Source organism: Emcibacter nanhaiensis, assembly GCF_006385175.1.
Classification (GTDB): Bacteria; Pseudomonadota; Alphaproteobacteria; order Sphingomonadales; family Emcibacteraceae; genus Emcibacter; species Emcibacter nanhaiensis.
In genome coordinates this window covers 604817-620632 of record NZ_VFIY01000005.1, presented here as the reverse complement: position 1 = coordinate 620632, position 15816 = coordinate 604817, and the positions used below count along the sequence as shown (strand labels likewise).

Below are 15816 nucleotides of genomic sequence, written 5' to 3'. Positions count from 1 at the left end.
CACTTATAACCGCTCTATGAGCTACACCTCTTTACGCGACTTTATCGAACATCTGGAGCACACCGGCCGTCTGGTGCGGGTGAGCGAACCCGTGTGCACCGACCTGGAAATGACTGAAATCCAGACCCGGGTGCTGGCCGAAGGCGGTCCCGCCATATTGTTCGAAAATCCCGTGGGCGCTAATGGCGAAAGCTATGACATGCCGGTTCTGGTCAATCTGTTCGGTACCGTGGAACGGGTCGCCTGGGGCATGAACCGGGAACCGTCAGAGCTGCGCCAGATCGGCGAAGACCTCGCGGTGCTGCGCCAGCCGCAACCGCCGCGCAACGTCCGTGATGCGCTCGACATGCTGCCGATTGTCAAAAAAGCCATGACGATGTCGCCAAAGACGGTGAAAAAGGCCCCGGTCCAGGACGTGGTGCTGACCGGTGACGATATCGACCTCGCAAAGCTTCCCGTCCAGGGCTGCTGGCCCGGCGAACCGGCGCCGCTGATCACCTGGCCGCTGGTGGTGACCAAAGGCCCCGGCAAGGTAGCGGAGGATGATTTCAACCTGGGCATCTACCGCATGCAGGTGCTCAACAAGAAGCAGACCCTGATGCGCTGGCTCAAACATCGCGGCGGCGCCCAGCATTACCGGCGCTGGAAACAGGAAAAGCCGGAGCCGCTACCCGCCGCCGTCGTGCTCGGCGCCGATCCGGGCACCATCCTCGGCGCGGTGACCCCGGTGCCCGATACGCTGAGTGAATATAAATTCGCCGGCCTGCTGCGCGGCAAGAAGACCGAGCTGGTGGACTGCAAGACCGTGCCGCTGAAGGTGCCGGCCACCGCCGAGATCGTACTGGAGGGTCATGTCTCGCTCACCGACTATGGAGCGGAAGGCCCGTACGGCGACCACACCGGCTATTATAATTCGGTGGAGCAGTTCCCGGTCTTCACCGTCAGCGCCATCACCATGCGCAAGGATCCCATTTACCTCAGCACCTATACCGGCCGCCCCCCGGACGAGCCGAGCGTGCTGGGCGAAGCGCTGAACGAGGTCTTCATCCCGCTGCTGCAACAGCAGTTCCCGGAAATCGTCGACTTCTGGCTGCCGCCGGAGGGCTGCAGCTATCGCATTGCCGTTGTCAGCATGAAAAAGGCCTATGCCGGCCATGCCAAGCGGGTAATGATGGGGGTTTGGTCCTATCTGCGCCAGTTCATGTACACCAAATTCGTCATTGTGGTGGATGACGACGTCAACTGCCGCGACTGGAAGGATGTGATGTGGGCCATTTCCACCCGCATGGACCCGGTCCGCGATACCACCCTGATGGAGCATACCCCCATTGACTACCTGGACTTTGCCTCTCCGGTGTCCGGGCTCGGCGGCAAGATGGGACTTGACGCCACCAACAAGCTGCCCGGCGAAACCGATCGGGAATGGGGCGAAAAAATCAAAATGGACCAGGCCGTCGTTTCGAAAATTGACGACCTGTGGGAAAAACTCGGCCTACCGGGGTCCGGCAAATCCATCTGGTGACACGACCGGCGCCACCGCGGAGGAAGGTTCGGCAATCCTCTGCACCACATCGGAGATGTTGTTGATGGAGGACAGATGGCTGAGGAAATCGTCAGGCGTGAAATTTTCCGTGATCTTTTGCTGCGCCACCCGCCAATGCTGAAGCCCGTCCTTGACGACGTCATGCCCTTTGTCCGTCAAAGAGACAATCCGCTGGCGGCGGTCCTTGCCGGGGATAACGCTGATCAGTTTCTGCTTTTCCAGTGGCCGGAGATTGCGGGCGACCGTTGAGGTATCCATGACCAGTTCTTCCGCAAGGCCGCTGACAGTAATATTATCCAGATGATCAAGCACCATCAGGATAATCAGCTGAGTATATCTGACGCCGGTTCCCTGCAGGGCTTCATCATATAGTCTGGTGACCGCCCGCGATGCCTTCCGGATATTAAGGCAAACACATGTATCAATATATTTCTTGAGTTCGCTTTTTGAGATTTCCGGACCCTGATTGCCCACTCTCGTACCCCCTTTTCACTCACGTTACATTAATAAGCTGCGCCAGTTACACTCTTTTGTGCTTGTTATTAACTCCCGGCTCCCATATTTTTATACGCACTATTCTGGCAAACAGTTTACTCTAAATTCCTGTCTTACAATATTAACCATATGATTGAATTTCAGACAATCTTTTAACCTGAAAAAATTCAATATTTAAATGCCGGGTCAGGTAAAACTTCAATCTGGTGCTCCGGGCAATTAACTTCTATAAACTATTTTCTTTAAACAAAAAAAATGCGTCCAAAGGAAGCAGAAATGTCCCAAAATGATATTCCCAACTCAGAAAATAACCTGAACAGGTTAGAAAATCTGATAAAACTTGCCCAAAAAGCAGGGGCGGATCAGGCGGACGCTGTTTTTTTTGCAAGCCAGTCAGAATCAGTCTCCTGGCGACTCGGTAAGATGGAAGAAGTTGAAAGATCCGAAAGTAACGACCTTGGCCTCCGGGTCATCATCGGCAAGCAACAGGCGATCGTTTCGTCAAGCGACCTTGGCGAAGACAATCTGAAAATGCTGGTCGACCGGGCGATCAGCATGGCCCGCAATGCGCCTGAAGATCCCTGGTGCGGTCTGGCGGACAAAACCCTCCTCGCCCGGGACATCCCGGCAGACCTGGATCTCTATGACAACACAAAAGTTACGACCGACCTGCTGAAGGAAAAAGCCCGGGAGACAGAGGAACTGGCCCTTCAGGTGGACGGCATCACCAATTCCCAGGGGGCTGGCGCCGGCACCTCGGCCAGCAGCATTGCCCTGTGCAATTCTGACGGTTTTGCCCAAACCTACCGGGCGAGCAGTTTCAGCCTGAGCGTTTCAGTGATCGCCGGGTCAGGCACCGGGATGGAAAGGGACTACAGTTACAGCTCGAAACGCCATCTGGAAGACCTGGAAACACCGGAGAAGATCGCCCGGGAAGCCACAGAGCGCGCCCTCAGGCGTCTCAATCCCCGTAAAGTGAAAACGACCCAGGTTCCGGTTGTCTATGACCCGCGGGTGTCGAAAACCCTGGTCAGTCACCTGGCCAGCGCCATTAACGGGCAGTCCATCGCCCGGGGCACAAGCTTCCTCAAGGAGTCGATGGACAAACAGATCCTGCCCCACGGCATCCGGATCGTTGATGACCCGCATATTTTCCGGGGTGTTTCTTCCCGCCCCTTTGACGGCGAAGGTGTGGCCAACAGCAAGATGGATGTGGTCAGCGACGGCGTACTCCGGAACTGGATCCTGGACAGCGCCAGCGCCCGCCAGCTTGGCCTCAAGACCAATGGTCATGCCAGCCGGGGCACCTCTTCCCCGCCGCATCCCTCTTCCAGCAACCTGTATCTTGAAGCCGGCAGCCAAAGCCCGGAAGAGCTGATTGCCGATATCAAATCCGGATTTTACGTGACCGAACTGATCGGCATGGGCGTCAACGGCATTACCGGCGACTACAGCCGCGGCGCCAGCGGATTCTGGATTGAAAATGGCAAAATCACCTATCCGGTCAACGAGATCACCATTGCCGGCAACCTGAAGGACATGTTCCTGGCCCTGACCGCGGCCAGCGACCTGGAACTAAAATACGGCACTGACGCCCCGACCCTGCGCATCGAGAAAATGATCCTGGCCGGAAATTAAACCGCGCGCAAAACCAGGCAAAAAAAAGAAAAGGCCCGCCCCGTTGCAGGGGCAGGCCCGAAATTCTTTTGGATTTCTTTCAGATTAGAAAGAAGCACCGATTGTGAAGACTGCAGTAGCATCGTAGCCGTCAGCGTCGATGTCAGTATCGACATAGGCGATACCGAAGTCCAGACCACCGTAGGATACGGAAGCGCCGAGGCTCCAGTCCAGTTTGCCGTCAAACCAGCCATCTTCGTAACCGAGATGGGCTGTCAGGGTGATCGGAGTATCCGGAATAGCGGATTCCAGGTCACCGTAAACATAGGTGTTGTCGGCGTTGCCGGTGTTGTCGCTGGAGAAGGCGTAAGCCAGACCGATAGTTGCAGAAGCAACACCGAGGTCAGCGCCTACAGAACCGTAAGCTTCCAGATAGTCACCATCATGACCGGACGGATAGGCGTAGTACAGCAGACCGAGGTCGTAGGAGAAACCTTCAACTTCACCGCCGAAACCGGCATAAAAGTCAAATTCAGTTTCACCGTAGGTGAAAGTGTCGTCCATGCTGGACGCCCAAGTGCCTACGTAGAAGCCGCTCTCATGAGCGTAGTCCAGACCACCCTGGATGGCCAGGTCTTCACCGCTCAGGGAAACCCCACGGAACCGGTAGTCGGTTGTAATGGCTACGTTGGCGCTGATTTCACCGCCCAGGAAGGCTTCGTCTTCAGCAAATGCGGGTGCTGCGGCTGAAGCAATGGCGACAGTAGCAACAGAAGCCAGAATGGCACTCTTAAGTGTTTTCACGTTTCTCTCCTTAAACTTTCAATTTATTGTTCGAACCTTGGCAAGTTCTCCATGCCTTAATTCAAATACCGTGCCAAACTTCCCACAAGGTGTGATATTTTGTTGATTATCAATGTGTTAATGGAAATTTAACCGGAGAAGCCGAAATCGCACCGGCTTCCGAACAGATGTATCGGCCCGAATTAAGGCAAAATTTTGTTCAGAAACTGCACATTTTTTAATCATATATTAAATATGAGTAAATATTAATCACGGCGCTGCAAAAAAATGGCGGAATTGCTGGTGTTTTATGTTGCGATCGCTAACAAACTTGCCTGAAAAATAATTTTTTGGTTCAGTCTTTTTTTGAAAATAGGGGGACTATTGCTGTGTACAGCACCTGCTTTTATCACCGGAAAACGCGATATCTTGACGGAAGGGCCCGGACGTGACACTCTTTTGTTTCCGGTAGCTTAATGCACGTCCGGTCGGTCGCTCATCTATCACATTCCGGGGAAATATGCGATGTCCGATGAAGATTCAGAAAATGGATCAGGCAACCTGAAAAATATCATCCTGATTGTGGCAGCCCTCATTGTGATTGCTTTCATTGTCTGGCCGCTCAGCAAGTTTTTCCAGTCCTCCAGCTACCGCACGCTGATTTTCTTTCTTTCGCTGGAAGCAGGCATCCTGTTCTGGCAGGAACTGAAAAATCATCATTTGCTGGAACAAATCAAGGAACGCCAGTGGCTGCGCGTTGCCTATCACGCGGCCCTGCTGGTGCTGGCCATCGCCTTGGCCGTGTTCACCGAACGCTATTTCTTTGAAGGCCTCAACAAGGCCATTGAATTCCTGCTGCTGGTGGCGCTGGCCATCTTCGGCCTGAAAAAAGCCAAGGACTTTCTGATCTAGTTATCAATCTCCGGCAACGACAATTCCGGATTGAGCCGTTCCGCGTACCAGTTGAGGCCCCAGTGCAGATGCGGCCCGGTGGCTCGGCCGGTCATGCCGACACGGCCGAGGTCTGCCCCCTGCTCGATCTGCTGGCCTTCCTCAACAGCCACAGAGGACAGGTGGCAATAGACCGTGCTGACGCCGTAACCATGGTCGATGATCACCGTATTGCCGGTATAATAGAGATCCGCCACCATCGTCACCTTGCCGCCCCAGGGCGCCACCACCGGGGCCCCCTCCGGTGCGGCGATATCCATGCCGGTATGGGGACTGCGCGGCTTGCCGTTGAGAATACGGTGATTGCCGAAATGGCCGGACACCCGGCCTTTGAGCGGCCAGACCATGGGTTTACCGAAATCAGCCAGGTCGCTGTCATTCTTGCGGGCGGCCTTTACTTTCAGGGCATCTTTCCTGATCCGGTCCTGCACTTCCGGCGGCGGGGTCACCATTTTCGGCGGCAGGCCGTCGACTACGGAAACGTCATATTTCTGTTCCCGCACCGCGAAGCTGTAGTCCTTCTCGCTGCCGTCGCCATTCACCACCCGGAAGCTGATCTCCTTGCCTTCCTTCCAGTTGAGTCCGAACGGAAAATAACCGGCCGGGGTGGTGCGGATCCTCCGGCCCTTGAACCAGACTTCGGCCTCCTCGGGCGCCTTGCCCACATAAAAGCCGCCCTGGGTCAGGTTTTCCGGCACCCGGAACTCCCCGGCCGCGGCAACGGCCGGGATCATCAGTGCAAGCAGGCAAAGCAGGCGTAACTTCATCAGAATAATGTCTCCTGCCGGTCATCATCAGCAGATTTTATGGCTTTTTTGGGTTTTTGGGGCTTCGGCGGCGTGCCACCCCCTTCCGCCCGGGCGGCCACATGGCCGTCGCGGAATTCAATATCCAGGCCGTCACCGGGCTTCACCGCCTCGGCCGCGGTCACGGCCGTGCCGTCCGCATCCCGGATCACCGCATAGCCCCGGTCCAGCACCCGCTTGTAATTGAGGCTGTCAAACAGCCGGGTGGAGCTTTCCAGCGCCCGGCGGTGCTGCTCCAGCTGCCGGGCCGCCGCCCGGTTGAGGCGCAGCCCGAGGTCGCCGACCCGCTCGTTTTGCCGCTTGATGTCACGGACCAGGATATCCGACCTCAAGCGCTGACTGACCGTAGCCAGGCGCAGCTGCTGGCGCTCGGAAAGGTGCTTCAGCGCCCGGGGCAGCCGCTCGGAAATATCGTCGAACTTCTGCTGGCTGAGGGACAGCAGGTCCTGCGGTTTGGGCAGGCCGCGGCCGAGCCCTTCCAGGCGCTGGCGCCGTTCAGTGACCAGGCGCTGCACCGCCCGGTTCTGCTGTGCCGCCAGATCCTCCACCGTATAGACCAGGTCGGCCCGCACCGGCACCGCCATTTCCGCCGCTGCCGTGGGCGTCGGCGCCCGCCGGTCGGAGGCATAATCTATCAGGGTGGTATCGGTCTCGTGCCCGACGGCGCTGATCAGCGGGATGCGGCTTTCCGCCGCCGCGCGCACCACCTGTTCCTCGTTAAAGCTCCAGAGATCCTCGAGACTGCCGCCGCCGCGGGCGACAATCAGCACATCGGGGCGCGGCAATGCACCGCCCTCGGGCATCTCGTTAAAGCCCCTGATCGCCTCGGCCACCTGGTCGGCGGCCCCCTCGCCCTGGACCAGCACCGGCCAGACCAAGACCCGGCGCGGAAACCGGTCGTGCAGGCGATGCAGGATATCGCGGATCACCGCCCCGGTCGGCGAGGTGACGACGCCGATCACTTCCGGCAGGTAGGGGAGCGGCTTCTTGCGGGCCGGATCGAACAGGCCCTCCGCCGCCAGTTTCTTTTTCCGTTCCTCCAGCAGCGCCATCAGCGCCCCGGCCCCGGCCGGTTCCATGCGGTCGATGACAATCTGGTATTTGGAGCGCCCGGGATAGGTGGTGAGCTTGCCGGTGCAAATCACCTCGAGCCCGTCCTCGGGGCGGAAGTTGAGCCGGCCGGCGGTGCCTTTCCACATCACCCCGTCAAGGACCGATTTCTCGTCCTTGAGCGCCAGATAGACATGGCCGGAGGCGGCCCGCTTGAAGCCGCTGATCTCGCCACGCACCCGCACATAGCCGAAATTCTCCTCCACAAAGCGTTTCAGCGATATACTGAGTTCGCTAACGGTGAATTCGGGGGCGTTGCTGGATTGCTGTTCGGCGGAATAGGGATAATCTGACATCTGCTCCACGGGCTCTACTTGAATCTCCTTTGGCTTATGGTACAAGAGAGAAAATTTTTTTAACAGGATTAATCTGCATGAACGTTCTGATCATCGGTTCCGGCGGCCGCGAACACGCCCTGACCTGGAAAATCGCCCAGTCCCCGCTGGTGGATAAAATCTTCACCGCCCCCGGCAACGGCGGCATGGACGATATTTCCGAACCGGTGAAACTGGACCTTTCCGATCATGGTGCTGTCATCACCTTCTGTGACGAGAATGACGTGGAATTCGTGGTGGTCGGCCCGGAAGCCCCACTGGTGGAAGGCCTGGTGGACAGCCTGCAGATTGCCGAAATCCCGGCTTTCGGCCCCACCGCCGACGCCGCCCAGCTCGAAGGCTCCAAGGGCTTCACCAAGGACCTGTGCGCCAAGTACGACATTCCCACCGCCGCCTACGGCCGCTTTACCGAAGCCGAGCCGGCCAAGGCCTTTATTGCCGACAAAGGTGCGCCGATCGTGGTCAAGGCCGACGGGCTTGCCGCCGGCAAGGGCGTGATTATCGCCACCACAGTGGACGAGGCCCACCAGGCCGTGGACGACATCTTCGGCGGCCAGTTCGGCGACGCCGGCGCGGAGCTGGTGGTGGAGGAATTCCTTGAAGGCGAGGAAGCCAGCTTCTTTGTGCTGACCGATGGCGAGAATATCCTGCCCCTGGCCACCGCTCAGGACCACAAGCGGGTCGGCGACGGCGATACCGGCCTCAACACCGGCGGCATGGGCGCCTACAGCCCGGCGCCGGTGATGACCGGCGAGCTGGTGGAACGCACCATCAACGAAATCATCCTGCCCACGGTGCGCGGCATGAAGGAAGAGGGCTATCCCTTCACCGGCGTGCTTTATGCCGGCCTGATGATCACCGCCAAGGGGCCGGAACTGATCGAATATAATGTGCGCTTCGGCGATCCGGAATGCCAGGTGCTGATGATGCGCCTGAAGTCGGATATCGTCCCGGCCCTGATGGCCACCGCCAGCGGCACCCTGGATAAGGAAAGCCTCGACTGGCACGACGACATGGCCCTGACCGTGGTGATGGCCGCCAAAGGCTATCCCGGCTCCTACGAAAAAAACACCGAGATCAGGAACCTCAAAGCCGCCGGCGCCGATGACGATGTGGTGATCTTCCATGCCGGCACAAAGAAAGAGGACGGGAAAATCCTCGCCACCGGCGGCCGGGTGCTCAATATCACCGCCCGCGCGGGGAGCATCACCGAAGCCAAAGACAAGGCTTATGCGGCGGTCGACAAGATTGACTGGGACAATGGTTTCTGCCGCCGGGACATCGGCTGGCGCGCCGTGGAACGGGAACAGGGCTGAAAAATTAATGAATAGTATGATCTGAATCTGAAATACTTAGCATAAGGTATTGCTGCAAATTTAATTCGCGCAATCTTGCCGCTGTTTTGGTCAGTTCTCTTTTCTCAAGAGCTAACAGATATTCATCCGCCGACAAAGATGGTTTTTTCAAATCTGCTAATTGTTCCCTGATTGCCTGAAGCACCAATCCCTGATTCAAGTCGATTTGGCATACTAAAAAATCATCAGGATGCTGCACTTCGATTTCCAAGTCCCACAAATAATCCTTGGGAAAATCCTTCACATTATATGTGACAATCATATCGGCCCTAGCTTTTAGGGCCGCCGCTAATACATGTCGGTCATTTTCATCCGGCAATTTCAGATCACACATTAATATTTCGAAATCTTCCACCAAACTATCCGGAACGGCTTGATGCATTAATTCTGCGGTTCTTTCCAGTTTCTCTCTAGACAATTCTGGCCTCTTTTGAAGAAGATTTTCAATCCACTCTTCATTAATCTTGTCTGTCCATTTTGCCCTGTACAAACCAGTTTGAGTGACGCGTATCAACAAATCACGTAAAAGATAGGGGTACAGCACACATGCGTCCAAGATAACCGTAAATGCCAAATCACATATCCAATTCGAGTTCCTGGGAAAGTTTTGTTAATTCACTCGCTGCTCTCTTCATCTCAGCATCTCTTTCATTTTTATATTCAACAAGATGCCCAAATAAAATTCGTCTGTGTGTCCCAACCTTTCCAAAAGGTATTTTACCTTCTTCTAGCAGCTTTATTAAAAACGGACGGGACACATTTAGAAAATCGGCCGCTTCCTGTGTTGTCATTTCTTTATGTACAGGCACAATGTTTACAGCATCCCCCTGTGCCATATGAGTCATAATATCTACCAGTAAGCGAACAGCTTGGCGTGGCAACGTCACTGTTTGCAGGCCATCGTCCTCAACTTGAATGGAGATTCCTTCTTCACGGTCAAGGAATCGTGCTAGCAACCGACTATTTTCAGCTGCAACTTCCTTTTCTTTCTCGTCTGGCAAGTTTATTACCGCATTTGACATACCAATATCTCCCTTGCTCACAAATAATCAAATCAATTGAACATCTGTTATGTACTTTTTGTACAATAACAAATAAACGAAATAAACAAAATAATCGAAATAATCGAAACACTATTTTCTTTATAAATAGTTAATTTTAAGCAGATATCAAGCGTCCTCAACTTTTGTGACACTTTTATTGCATTGACATGACAGCCGTGGAATCATGCCGGCCAACAAGGTGATTCTTTAGTTGAGGGACGGCATGACCGATATCACGGCGGCGGGGGAAGACCAGAAACAACTCTGGCAGACAATCTTACAATGGTGTTTCGTCATATTCCTGGTCTATCTGCTGATTTGTGCCGTTGGCATGATCGGCGCCGGCTTCAAGGGCGCCACCAAGGGCCACGCCGAAGAGCTGTTTGAATTCGCCACCAATCCCTTCATGGGCCTGATCATCGGTGTGATCGCCACCGCCATGATCCAGTCGTCCTCGACCGTCACGTCCATCATCGTCGGCCTGGTGGCCGGCGGCCTGCCGGTGGGCACCGCCATTCCCATGGTCATGGGCGCCAATATCGGCACCACCATCACCAATACCATCGTCAGTCTGGGCCATGTGCGGAAGAAAAAGGAATTTCGCCGGGCCTTCGCCGCCGCCACCGTGCATGACTTTTTCAATGTCATGGCGGTCATCGTCTTCCTGCCTTTGGAAATCATGTTCGGCTTTCTGGAAAAAATCGGCGGCTGGCTGTCCTCCCACCTGGTCGGCGGCGAGAACATGAGCGTCAAGGGCCTCAATTTCATCAAGCCGGCCACCAAGCCGCTGATCAATGAGTTCAAAGACCTCGCCCATATGATTTCCGCCGAGGCCGGCAGCATCATCCTGATTGTCTTCGGCGTGGCGGTCATCTTTATTTCCATCACCTGGATCGGCCGGTTGCTCAAAAAACTGATGGTCGGCCGGGCCAAACAGATCATGCACAGCGCCATCGGCAAGGGCCCGCTGACCGGCATCACCTCCGGCGCCATCGTCACCGTGCTGGTGCAGTCTTCCTCGACCACCACCAGCCTGATGGTACCGCTGGCCGGCAGCGGCGTGTTCCGGCTCAAGCAGATTTATCCCTTTACCCTTGGCGCCAATATCGGCACCACCATCACCGCCCTCCTCGCCGCCACCGGGGTCAGCGGGCCGACGGCGGTGCTCGCCCTGCAGGTGGCGATGGTCCATCTTTGCTTCAATATTGCCGCCGTACTGCTGATCTTCGGCCTCAAACCGCTCCGGCAGCTGCCCATGGCCGGGGCCATGTGGCTGGCCAAGGTCTCCACAGAACGCAAAATCTATGCGATAGTCTATCTGCTCGGGGTGTTTTTTATGGCCCCCGGACTTATGGTTCTTCTTTACAGGGCCTTCAGCTAGGGAATGATCACCATGGAAGACACAGACATTTCAAAACTGTCCAACAAGAAGCTGAAAAAGCTGATCTCCGACACTGAAGAGATGCTCGTGCTGATGAAAGAGGAGCTCAAGGAACGTGAGCTGCGCTCCCAGCATGAGGAAGTGGAACATCTCGAGGAACATATGGACGAGGCCCAGAACCGGCTCGGCAACCTGAAGACCTTCCTCACCACCCTGTTCCAGGAAATGAAGAAGGACAAGTCCTAGCGGACCAATTCAAATGTAATTTTGTGATTTACAATATGCGTGGCAACCGGTTTGCCATCCTTTATGGCAGGAGCAAAACGCCATCGCTTTGCTGATTCGACAGCTGCTTTCTTAAATCCCTTTGCCCCCTCCAACACCCTGATGTCCTTGACCATACCGGCTTCATCAATGGTGAATTCAAGAATCACATATCCTTCCCTACCACTTCTTGCCATATTTACTGGATACGCTGGCACGCCTCTGAATATTGGCTTGTAGGAATCCACGGTGTCATTTGGTTTAGCCTCTGCAATCGCGACACAATGCTCCGTTGCTTTGTCAGGTTGTTCCAGTTTTTCGTATATTTCCACAAGAAAAGCATGGCTGGCCATCAACACAGTATTCCGGGGCGGCAGAGTCTTCCGGAACACCTCATTCGCCGGTTCAAGGAGCTCACGGGCTTTATCGTAATCTTTCCTGGCCATATGAATCTTGGCAAGAAAGAAATAAGGCATGTAGGTCTGGGGGTGATCCTTCCCATATTCTTTTTCATAGATATCATGAACCTGCAGATAGTTCTTTTCAGCGGCTTTGGCTTTGCCCTCATAAAAATAGGCTTTCGCCCTTAGATTCAGAATATCTGCTTTAACCAGAAGGTCATCGGGGAAGGATTCTTCGTAAACCTTTTCGGCCCGGGAGAGATATTTTTCCGCAGAAGCATGCTCATGTGAACTTGAGTAAAGCGCTGAGAGAGCGAAATAGATATCAAACAGTTCCGGACCATTCACATCATAGATCTGTTCACCATCCTCCAGGGCTTCCAGATAAAACTTGATGGCTTCATCCCGGTGACCATGGCGATCTTGCGCCATGGCGAATTGCTTGGTGGCGAAATATTGATATTTCGTCCCCTCCCCGTATAGTTCTTGGCTGAGGTCATAAGCTCTTTCGGCAAAATCAAACGCCGCTTCCCTGTCTTCCGCGGCCCAGGCTTTTTTAAATCCCTTCAAGGCCTCGATAAACTCGGCCTTGCCGTCTTTCTCCGTAGACCCTGCATGGCCTGTAGAAGATAAACTAACTATTACCATCAACGCTTTTAAAAAAGTTTTCATAACATCCCCCGAATTATCTCTATTATTCCTGTTTCAGTTTTCCAATCCGATTTTATACAACCTGTTTTCAGTACTAATTCACCCGTGTGAAAGTCATTTCATGCCGTAGACCCGGTGTTGAAACAGGCTTTCCATCTACCAGTCGCGGAGGAAACCGCATTTTTTCCACCGCTTTTACGGCTGCTTTGCCAAAGGCCCTGTTCCCTTCAGCAATTCTGGCGTCGTGAACCCTGCAATCGGCCCCGGCAGTAAACTCAATAACGACACTAACCTCGGCCTTACTTGCAGGAAGGTGGAAGTCTTTCTTTGGTGCCACTGCAAGGACCGGGAGCATCTGTGTTTCAGTGATATCGTCGCTTAATCGGGAAATTTCCAGACAATGTTTCAATGCCTCTTTTTCATTTCTAAGACCATCGTAAGAGGCAAGAAGCCCGATATGGCTTGCCCGGATTTCAGCACTATCCTCAGGCAACTTCGCCATCAATATCGAATGCGCCTTTTGACGAAACTCCAGTGCTTCGTGTATTTTTCCCCTGCTATCATAAAAACCGGCAATCTTCTGATAAAAAAGAGCTGTTACCAGATGCTCGTCCCCATATAACTGGAGATGAATATCAAGCAGTCGTTCATATTTCTTTCCAGCTGAGCGATATTTTCTACGAAAAATGTCAATTGAAGAAGTAGCCGTCAAAATTTCTGCTTCTACGGCCAGATTCTTGGGGAAATATTTCTTAAATACGTCCTCAGCTTTTCCCAGATATTTTCTCGCTTTTTTGAGATCAAATACGGAAAGACTACTTTTCCCCAACCCGACATATACATCTAACATCTCGGGAGAATTCTCTTCAAAGAGTCCCTGTGCATCACCCAGAGCCTCGTAAAATGATCCCAAGGCCTCTCTATCGCCAAGACGCCCCCTGGCCATAGCAAAGTTTTTTGTCGCATAAAATTGCTGTTTACTGCCTTCATCATAGAGCTCTTGACTCAATATATAGGCACGTTTTGCATGATCGTAGGCTTCCTTATCCCGAGATGTCTCCCATGCTTTATTGTATTCTGACAACGCTTCCAGAAATTCCTGTTCTTTATCCCGGTCGACCGCATAGGCGAGAACTGGGATGACCTGTATAATCAGAAATAAAATTAGAATATAACGCCGCATTATCTTACCCCCAAAGATTGGATCAGCTCTCCGCCGGTCCCTCGATTTCCTTCATCCGCACGTCGGACACTATATGCACGTCCCGTTGCGGGAACGGCATTTCAACGCTGTCGTCCTCCTGAAACTTTTTCCAGATCAGGTAATAGACCTCGCTCGCCACATTGCTGACCCCCTGTTCACTGTCGGCAATCCAGGCCCGGAGCTCGAGATCGATGGAACTGTCGCCGAAGCCCTTGATCAGCACCCGCGGGGCCGGAGTTGCAAGCACCCGCGGCGTCTCGTCCGCCGCCTCAATCAGGATTTCGATGGCCCGGTCCACATCGGAGCCATAGGAGATCCCCACCGGCAGATGACGGCGCACCTCCTTGTTGGTGTAGGTCCAGTTGATCACCGGCTGGGTGATCATATCCTCGTTCGGCACCAGGAACTCGCGGCCGTCGCGGGCGATCACCGAGGTATAGCGGGCCGCCAGCTTATCGATGCGGCCGTAAGTACCGGAGACCTCGATCACATCGCCGGGCTTGATGGAACGGTCGAGCAGCAGGATCACGCCGGAGATGAAGTTGGAAACCACTTTCTGCAGACCGAAACCGACACCCACACCGATGGCACCGCCGAGCACGGCAAAGGCGGTGAGGTCAATACCGACGCTGGACAGGGCGATCAGGAAGGCCACCACCACCAGCACGATACGCGACAGTTTGCTCAGCAACACCCGCGCCGACGGCGTCACCGTCGGCACTTTCTTGAGCCAGCTTTCCATCAGGCCGGCCAGCAGGTTACCGACCCAGACCAGTACCAGCAGGGTCAGCACCCCGGTGATCATGCCGAGCACACTGACCTCATATTCGCCGATCTTGAACCGGGCCTTGTCCAGAAGCTCCATCCCCGGGTCGAGCCAGCCGACCACATTGAGGGCCACCAGGACCCAGACCAGCACCCGCACCAGGCGGGCGATTTCCCGGGTCTTGATCAGGTTGGTCGCCAGCCGGATGACGATCCAGGCCGAGAGCAGGCTGATGGCAATCCGCATAATGCCGGTGGGAAATTCTTGCAGCTGCATGACGGTATCGGCCATTTCCAGCAGGATCAGCCAGATCACCGGCAGATACATGGGATTGATGTAAAGAACTTCGAGCTTGCGGAAGGTCTGGCGCTCGCCGAACAGTTTTTTCATCGCCGGCTTGAGCCAGAAGACGATGCCGGAACTGAGCAGCAGGAGAATAAAGACGGCGCCAAGCTGGAACAGGCTGTCATAGGTAAGAACCACATCCTGTAGCCAGACGAGAATATTCTGCAGGAGGTCCTGCCCCTTTGTTTTTAATTCTTCCATTTCATGAGTTTACCCGCTTTGCGGCAAAAAGCAAAACAGGGAAATTAACGCCATAAGAGAACTAACGACGGCCGCGGAAAAATTCCCGGAGCAACTCCCCGGCCTGTTCGCCGCCGGGGCCGCCATAGATTTCCGGCTTGTGATGGCAGCTGGAGGAAGAGAATATCCTGGGGCCATGCTCGACGCCGCCGCCCTTGGGATCGGAGGCGCCGTAATAGAGCCGGCGGATGCGGGCGAAGCTGATAGCCTGGGCGCACATGGGACAGGGTTCCAGCGTCACGTAAAGGTCGCAGTCGATCAACCGTTCGCTGTCCAGCACCTTGCAGGCCTGGCGGATGGCCAGCAGCTCTGCATGGGCGGACGGGTCCTTGTCCAGCAGCACCCGGTTATGGGCTTCCGCCAGCACCCGGTCGGTGGGACCGTGCACGATCACCGCCCCGACCGGAACTTCGCCCTGATCGGCGGCTTCGGCGGCAAGCTCCAGCGCCCGTTTCATATGGGGTGACAACATCATGGGGGCAGAGTGCGGTTTCATGCTATAAAGGTCAAGCTGAAACCGGCCCAA

Annotated in this window: 16 protein-coding genes; 6 read left to right on the top strand and 10 right to left on the bottom strand. The window is 54.8% G+C overall.

Annotated features, from left to right (window positions below; all coding sequences use genetic code 11):
- The first annotated feature begins 16 nt into the window (after nt 1-16).
- The gene (locus FIV46_RS06845) at nt 17-1522 is read left to right on the top strand and encodes a UbiD family decarboxylase (protein ID WP_139939765.1); all 1506 of its coding nucleotides are present in this window, start codon (nt 17-19) and stop codon (nt 1520-1522) included.
- Here FIV46_RS06845 and FIV46_RS06840 read toward each other — a convergent pair.
- Nucleotides 1493-2017 carry a MarR family winged helix-turn-helix transcriptional regulator gene (locus tag FIV46_RS06840; RefSeq protein ID WP_139939763.1) on the bottom strand — a complete coding sequence of 175 codons (525 nt, stop codon included), beginning with the start codon at nt 2015-2017 and terminating at the stop codon, nt 1493-1495. The two genes, FIV46_RS06845 and FIV46_RS06840, sit on opposite strands and share 30 nt — an antisense overlap.
- Nucleotides 2018-2314: 297 nt before the next feature.
- On the opposite strand from FIV46_RS06840, the gene FIV46_RS06835 reads away from it, so the two are divergent.
- Nucleotides 2315-3676, top strand: coding sequence for a TldD/PmbA family protein (locus FIV46_RS06835; protein ID WP_181163090.1), 1362 nt, complete (start codon nt 2315-2317; stop codon nt 3674-3676).
- Nucleotides 3677-3760: 84 nt separating this feature from the next.
- Here FIV46_RS06835 and FIV46_RS06830 read toward each other — a convergent pair whose 3' ends face one another.
- Nucleotides 3761-4459: a TorF family putative porin gene (locus tag FIV46_RS06830; RefSeq protein WP_219845943.1), complete on the bottom strand. Its 699-nt coding sequence runs from the start codon at nt 4457-4459 to the stop codon at nt 3761-3763.
- Between the two features lie 504 nt (nt 4460-4963).
- Between FIV46_RS06830 and FIV46_RS06825 the strand changes: the two genes are divergently transcribed.
- The gene (locus tag FIV46_RS06825; protein WP_139939761.1) at nt 4964-5350 is read left to right on the top strand and encodes a hypothetical protein; all 387 of its coding nucleotides are present in this window, start codon (nt 4964-4966) and stop codon (nt 5348-5350) included.
- On the opposite strand, the gene FIV46_RS06820 is transcribed toward FIV46_RS06825, so the two are convergent.
- Both FIV46_RS06820 and xseA read right to left on the bottom strand, forming a co-directional pair.
- Nucleotides 5347-6156 (bottom strand): M23 family metallopeptidase, encoded by an 810-nt coding sequence (locus FIV46_RS06820; protein WP_139939759.1) that lies wholly within the window; start codon nt 6154-6156, stop codon nt 5347-5349. The genes FIV46_RS06825 and FIV46_RS06820 overlap by 4 nt on opposite strands.
- Nucleotides 6156-7601: an exodeoxyribonuclease VII large subunit gene (gene xseA, locus FIV46_RS06815; protein WP_139940054.1), complete on the bottom strand. Its 1446-nt coding sequence runs from the start codon at nt 7599-7601 to the stop codon at nt 6156-6158. Before xseA ends, FIV46_RS06820 begins: the two co-directional genes overlap by 1 nt.
- A 77-nt stretch (nt 7602-7678) precedes the next feature.
- Here xseA and purD point away from each other — a divergent pair, with 77 nt between their 5' ends.
- Entirely contained in the window at nt 7679-8956 is a 1278-nt protein-coding gene (gene purD / locus FIV46_RS06810) for a phosphoribosylamine--glycine ligase (RefSeq protein WP_139939757.1), read from the top strand.
- Between the two features lie 4 nt (nt 8957-8960).
- On the opposite strand, the gene FIV46_RS06805 is transcribed toward purD, so the two are convergent.
- Both FIV46_RS06805 and FIV46_RS06800 read right to left on the bottom strand, forming a co-directional pair.
- Nucleotides 8961-9569 (bottom strand): PIN domain-containing protein, encoded by a 609-nt coding sequence (locus FIV46_RS06805; protein ID WP_139939756.1) that lies wholly within the window; start codon nt 9567-9569, stop codon nt 8961-8963.
- 1 nt (nt 9570) lies between these two features.
- Nucleotides 9571-10017 (bottom strand): excisionase family DNA-binding protein, encoded by a 447-nt coding sequence (locus FIV46_RS06800; protein WP_139939754.1) that lies wholly within the window; start codon nt 10015-10017, stop codon nt 9571-9573.
- 244 nt (nt 10018-10261) lie between these two features.
- Here FIV46_RS06800 and FIV46_RS06795 point away from each other — a divergent pair, with 244 nt between their 5' ends.
- Together FIV46_RS06795 and FIV46_RS06790 are read left to right on the top strand one after the other, a co-directional pair.
- Nucleotides 10262-11419: a Na/Pi symporter gene (locus tag FIV46_RS06795; RefSeq protein WP_139939752.1), complete on the top strand. Its 1158-nt coding sequence runs from the start codon at nt 10262-10264 to the stop codon at nt 11417-11419.
- Nucleotides 11420-11431: 12 nt separating this feature from the next.
- Nucleotides 11432-11665 carry a hypothetical protein gene (locus FIV46_RS06790; protein ID WP_139939750.1) on the top strand — a complete coding sequence of 78 codons (234 nt, stop codon included), beginning with the start codon at nt 11432-11434 and terminating at the stop codon, nt 11663-11665.
- On the opposite strand, the gene FIV46_RS06785 is transcribed toward FIV46_RS06790, so the two are convergent.
- The 4 genes from FIV46_RS06785 to FIV46_RS06770 form a co-directional block, all read right to left on the bottom strand.
- The gene (locus tag FIV46_RS06785) at nt 11662-12756 is read right to left on the bottom strand and encodes a TonB family protein (RefSeq protein WP_139939748.1); all 1095 of its coding nucleotides are present in this window, start codon (nt 12754-12756) and stop codon (nt 11662-11664) included. The two genes, FIV46_RS06790 and FIV46_RS06785, sit on opposite strands and share 4 nt — an antisense overlap.
- A gap of 73 nt (nt 12757-12829) precedes the next feature.
- Nucleotides 12830-13918: an energy transducer TonB gene (locus FIV46_RS06780; protein ID WP_139939746.1), complete on the bottom strand. Its 1089-nt coding sequence runs from the start codon at nt 13916-13918 to the stop codon at nt 12830-12832.
- Between the two features lie 22 nt (nt 13919-13940).
- Nucleotides 13941-15251: a mechanosensitive ion channel family protein gene (locus FIV46_RS06775; protein ID WP_139939744.1), complete on the bottom strand. Its 1311-nt coding sequence runs from the start codon at nt 15249-15251 to the stop codon at nt 13941-13943.
- A gap of 61 nt (nt 15252-15312) precedes the next feature.
- Nucleotides 15313-15786: a nucleoside deaminase gene (locus FIV46_RS06770; RefSeq protein ID WP_219845941.1), complete on the bottom strand. Its 474-nt coding sequence runs from the start codon at nt 15784-15786 to the stop codon at nt 15313-15315.
- Nucleotides 15787-15816 lie beyond the last annotated feature (30 nt).

What these genes read in the sequence shown, in the direction of transcription:
- FIV46_RS06780 (WP_139939746.1), bottom strand. Translation starts at nt 13,918, where the DNA reads ATGCGGCGTTATATTCTAATTTTATTTCTGATTATACAGGTCATCCCA.
- FIV46_RS06835 (WP_181163090.1), top strand. Translation starts at nt 2,315, where the DNA reads ATGTCCCAAAATGATATTCCCAACTCAGAAAATAACCTGAACAGGTTA.
- FIV46_RS06825 (WP_139939761.1), top strand. Translation starts at nt 4,964, where the DNA reads ATGTCCGATGAAGATTCAGAAAATGGATCAGGCAACCTGAAAAATATC.
- FIV46_RS06775 (WP_139939744.1), bottom strand. Translation starts at nt 15,251, where the DNA reads ATGGAAGAATTAAAAACAAAGGGGCAGGACCTCCTGCAGAATATTCTC.
- FIV46_RS06820 (WP_139939759.1), bottom strand. Translation starts at nt 6,156, where the DNA reads ATGAAGTTACGCCTGCTTTGCCTGCTTGCACTGATGATCCCGGCCGTT.
- FIV46_RS06790 (WP_139939750.1), top strand. Translation starts at nt 11,432, where the DNA reads ATGGAAGACACAGACATTTCAAAACTGTCCAACAAGAAGCTGAAAAAG.
- FIV46_RS06845 (WP_139939765.1), top strand. Translation starts at nt 17, where the DNA reads ATGAGCTACACCTCTTTACGCGACTTTATCGAACATCTGGAGCACACC.
- purD (WP_139939757.1), top strand. Translation starts at nt 7,679, where the DNA reads ATGAACGTTCTGATCATCGGTTCCGGCGGCCGCGAACACGCCCTGACC.
- xseA (WP_139940054.1), bottom strand. Translation starts at nt 7,601, where the DNA reads ATGTCAGATTATCCCTATTCCGCCGAACAGCAATCCAGCAACGCCCCC.
- FIV46_RS06785 (WP_139939748.1), bottom strand. Translation starts at nt 12,756, where the DNA reads ATGAAAACTTTTTTAAAAGCGTTGATGGTAATAGTTAGTTTATCTTCT.
- FIV46_RS06795 (WP_139939752.1), top strand. Translation starts at nt 10,262, where the DNA reads ATGACCGATATCACGGCGGCGGGGGAAGACCAGAAACAACTCTGGCAG.
- FIV46_RS06800 (WP_139939754.1), bottom strand. Translation starts at nt 10,017, where the DNA reads ATGTCAAATGCGGTAATAAACTTGCCAGACGAGAAAGAAAAGGAAGTT.
- FIV46_RS06770 (WP_219845941.1), bottom strand. Translation starts at nt 15,786, where the DNA reads ATGAAACCGCACTCTGCCCCCATGATGTTGTCACCCCATATGAAACGG.